This window comes from Limosilactobacillus oris DSM 4864 (genome assembly GCF_001434465.1).
In the GTDB taxonomy this organism is placed as follows: Bacteria; Bacillota; Bacilli; order Lactobacillales; family Lactobacillaceae; genus Limosilactobacillus; species Limosilactobacillus oris.
The window spans coordinates 1-2,775 of record NZ_AZGE01000053.1 but is presented as its reverse complement, the minus strand read 5'-3'; the positions used below and the strand labels follow the sequence as shown (position 1 = coordinate 2,775).

The window sequence follows — 2,775 nt, the reverse complement described above, 5'->3', positions numbered from 1 at the left end:
TTGCTCTGCCAGCTGAGCTAACTGCCCATGTCATTGACAACACAAATAATAATATCAATTTTCAGCGCTGTTGGCAAGAACTTTTTTGTTAAGTTCGGCTGATAGGGGACGTAACGTTATCGTCAAGGCTTTTAAAGCAAAAATCCCAGCACCACTTTAATGGCCTGGAATTTTTGGTATCACTTTTCTGCTAGGACCCGATCAATTGCGGCTAATTCGTCGGGAGTAAATGACAGCTTATTGAGGGCCTTAACGTCATCGACGAGCTGGCTGGGCCGACTGGCACCGACGAGGACGCAGGCGATTTCCGGTTCCCGCAGGTTCCAGGCAACCGCCATCTCGGCGAGAGTCTGGTGGCGGCTGGCGGCAATTTCATTGAGCTGCTTAACCTTGCCAATAGTTTGTTCTACCTGGTCCTCATGGAGGAATGGGCTGGTAGACTTGGCCGCCCGCGAGTCGGCCGGAATGCCGTTGAGATAACGGTCAGTGAGCAGACCCTGGGCGAGCGGGCTAAAGCAAACCGCGGCCTTGCCCTCCTGCTTCAATACTGGCAGCAAGTCGTCCTCAATATGGCGGTCAAACATGTTGTAGCGGGGCTGGTGGATGATAAATGGGGTGTGGAGGTCCTTGAAAATCTTGGTGATGGCGGCCGTTTGCGCGCCATTGTAGTTGGAAATGCCAACGTAGAGCGTCTTCCCCTCCCGAACCAGCTGGTCGAGGGCTTCAGCGGTTTCTTCAATTGGCGTTTCCGGATCCGGCCGGTGGGAATAGAAGATATCCACGTAGTCGAGCTGGAGCCGCTGCAAGCTCTGGTTGGCACTGGCGATGATGCTCTTACGGGAACCCCAATTACCGTAAGGACCGTCCCACATTTCATAGCCAGCCTTGCTGGTAATAATCATTTCGTCCCGGTAGGGCTTCATATCGGTAGCCATGATGCGGCCAAAGTTTTCTTCGGCACTCCCCGGAACCGGGCCGTAATTATTAGCCAGGTCGTAGTAGGTAATTCCCAGGTCAAAGGCTTGGTGGACGATCGCCTTTTGGTTTTCGTAGGGATCAACGCTGCCGAAATTGTGCCAGAAGCCGAGCCCAATGGCGGAGAGCTTTAAGCCGCTTTTGCCGACCTGCTTATAAATCATCTTTTGGTAACGGTCTGGATTTGCTTGATACATTTAATTAACCTCCTATGGTAATTTATGACCAGCTGCCAGGTAGAGGTCGTACCATTCCTGGTTGGTCAAATCAACGTCGGCGCCCGCTGCACTATCGGCAATGTGGTCAGGGTTCATAGTCCCCATGATTAGCTGAATCTGGGCCGGGTGCTTGAGGACCCAGGCGGCAGCAATTGCGTTCTTGCCGACATGGTACTTCGCCGCCAACTTTGCCAGCTGGCCATTTAGTTCGGGATAGTCCGGGTTGTCGATAAAGGTCCCCTCGAAGTTCCCGTATTGGAACGGCGACCAAGCCTGGATAGTGACGTGCTGGCGCCGGCAGAAGTCGAGCAGGCCGCCGTCATGATCGGTCCCGTCGGTATTGCTGATGTTGGTGTTGATACCAAAGTCAACCATCCCAGTGTGCATTAGGCCAAACTGGAGCTGGTTGAACATCAGTCGTTGGGTGACGCTGTCCTGAACCATCATAAACTGCTGGGGGTTGAAGTTAGATACCCCGAAGAAGCGAACCTTACCACTGGCCTGGAGAATGTCAAAGGCTTCCTTGATTCCAGCGAGGTCCATCAGCGGGTCGGGTCGGTGGAGGAGGACTGCATCGAGGTAGTCGGTCTCCATCCGCTCTAAGACGCCGTCGACCGCTTCCAGAATATGCTGCTTGGTAAATTCATAGCGGCTGCCAAAGACAAAGTTGCCGTGACTGCGGGCGGGGTCAACGATAATCCCGACTTTTGATTGGATGAAGAGGTCTTCCCGGCTTATCGCCGCCTTTTGCAGGGCCTGGCCGAACACTTCTTCCGACTTGCCCTGACCGTAAATGTCGGCCGAGTCGATAAAGTTGATTCCGTGATCATAGGCGGTGTCAATAGCCGCAGCTGCCTGTTCCGGACTCTTGGCCTCCATCCGCATGATGCCGAGGCCCATGGCAGGAATCTTGAGACTAGTGGCACCGAGGTTGATTTGTTTCATAATAAAAAGCCGTCCTTTCGTTTATCCTAACTTATACACCCTTAATGGTAGGTGGTTAGAGAGTAAACGACAAGACAGCACATTTTATTGCCTAGGTTACTTTTGGGTTCCCAGCTGCTTTTCGCGTTCCTGGTCGCTGGTAAATTGTTCATAAAGTTTATGCAAGCGTTCCTGCTTAATTGCCCGCGTTTGTTCACTGTAAACGCAGGTCGGGTGCTTAATCTGGTAGTCGGCCTCGTTGATGTAGCCCCAGGCACACATCACTTCGAGGATTGGGAAGAGGGACTTGCCGTGGTCCGTCACGCTGTATTCGACCTGGACAGGAACGGTTGGAATGACGGTCCGCTTGATAATATTGTCGTCTTCCAGCTCCCGCAGCTGGGCGGTTAGGGTCTTTTTGGGCGCTGTTTCTAGGTAGCGAAGGATTTCACTGTACCGCTTAGTTCCTTCGTTTTGCAAGTAGTGGAGAATCAATGGCTTCCACTTACCGCCAATCGTGTTGAGCGTAATTTGAATTTCGGTCAATGCTTCCTTCTTCGCCATGGTCATTCTCCTTTGAAAAACAAAAAAGAGGTTGAGAATCAAATCTCAACCTCTGTAAACCTCTGATGGGCAGTCAGGGGATCGAACCCTGGAC

Annotated in this window: 3 protein-coding genes; all 3 read right to left on the bottom strand. The window is 52.3% G+C overall.

The genetic code is table 11. From position 1 onward, the window contains the following. Positions 1 to 179 precede the first annotated feature (179 nt). The 3 genes from FC49_RS09515 to FC49_RS09505 all read right to left on the bottom strand — a co-directional run bounded on the left by FC49_RS09515 (position 180) and on the right by FC49_RS09505 (position 2,681). Positions 180 to 1,172, bottom strand: coding sequence for an aldo/keto reductase (locus tag FC49_RS09515; RefSeq protein ID WP_003715695.1), 993 nt, complete (start codon positions 1,170 to 1,172; stop codon positions 180 to 182). A 12-nt stretch (positions 1,173 to 1,184) separates the two neighbouring features. Beyond that, on the bottom strand, positions 1,185 to 2,138 hold the full coding sequence (locus FC49_RS09510; RefSeq protein ID WP_003715658.1) for an aldo/keto reductase: 954 nt from the start codon (positions 2,136 to 2,138) through the stop codon (positions 1,185 to 1,187). Positions 2,139 to 2,234: 96 nt separating this feature from the next. Further along, positions 2,235 to 2,681, bottom strand: a complete 447-nt coding sequence (locus tag FC49_RS09505) for a winged helix-turn-helix transcriptional regulator (RefSeq protein ID WP_003711479.1) — start codon at positions 2,679 to 2,681, stop codon at positions 2,235 to 2,237. Between the last annotated feature and the right edge of the window lie 94 nt (positions 2,682 to 2,775).

What these genes read in the sequence shown, in the direction of transcription:
- FC49_RS09515 (WP_003715695.1), bottom strand. Translation starts at nt 1,172, where the DNA reads ATGTATCAAGCAAATCCAGACCGTTACCAAAAGATGATTTATAAGCAG.
- FC49_RS09510 (WP_003715658.1), bottom strand. Translation starts at nt 2,138, where the DNA reads ATGAAACAAATCAACCTCGGTGCCACTAGTCTCAAGATTCCTGCCATG.
- FC49_RS09505 (WP_003711479.1), bottom strand. Translation starts at nt 2,681, where the DNA reads ATGGCGAAGAAGGAAGCATTGACCGAAATTCAAATTACGCTCAACACG.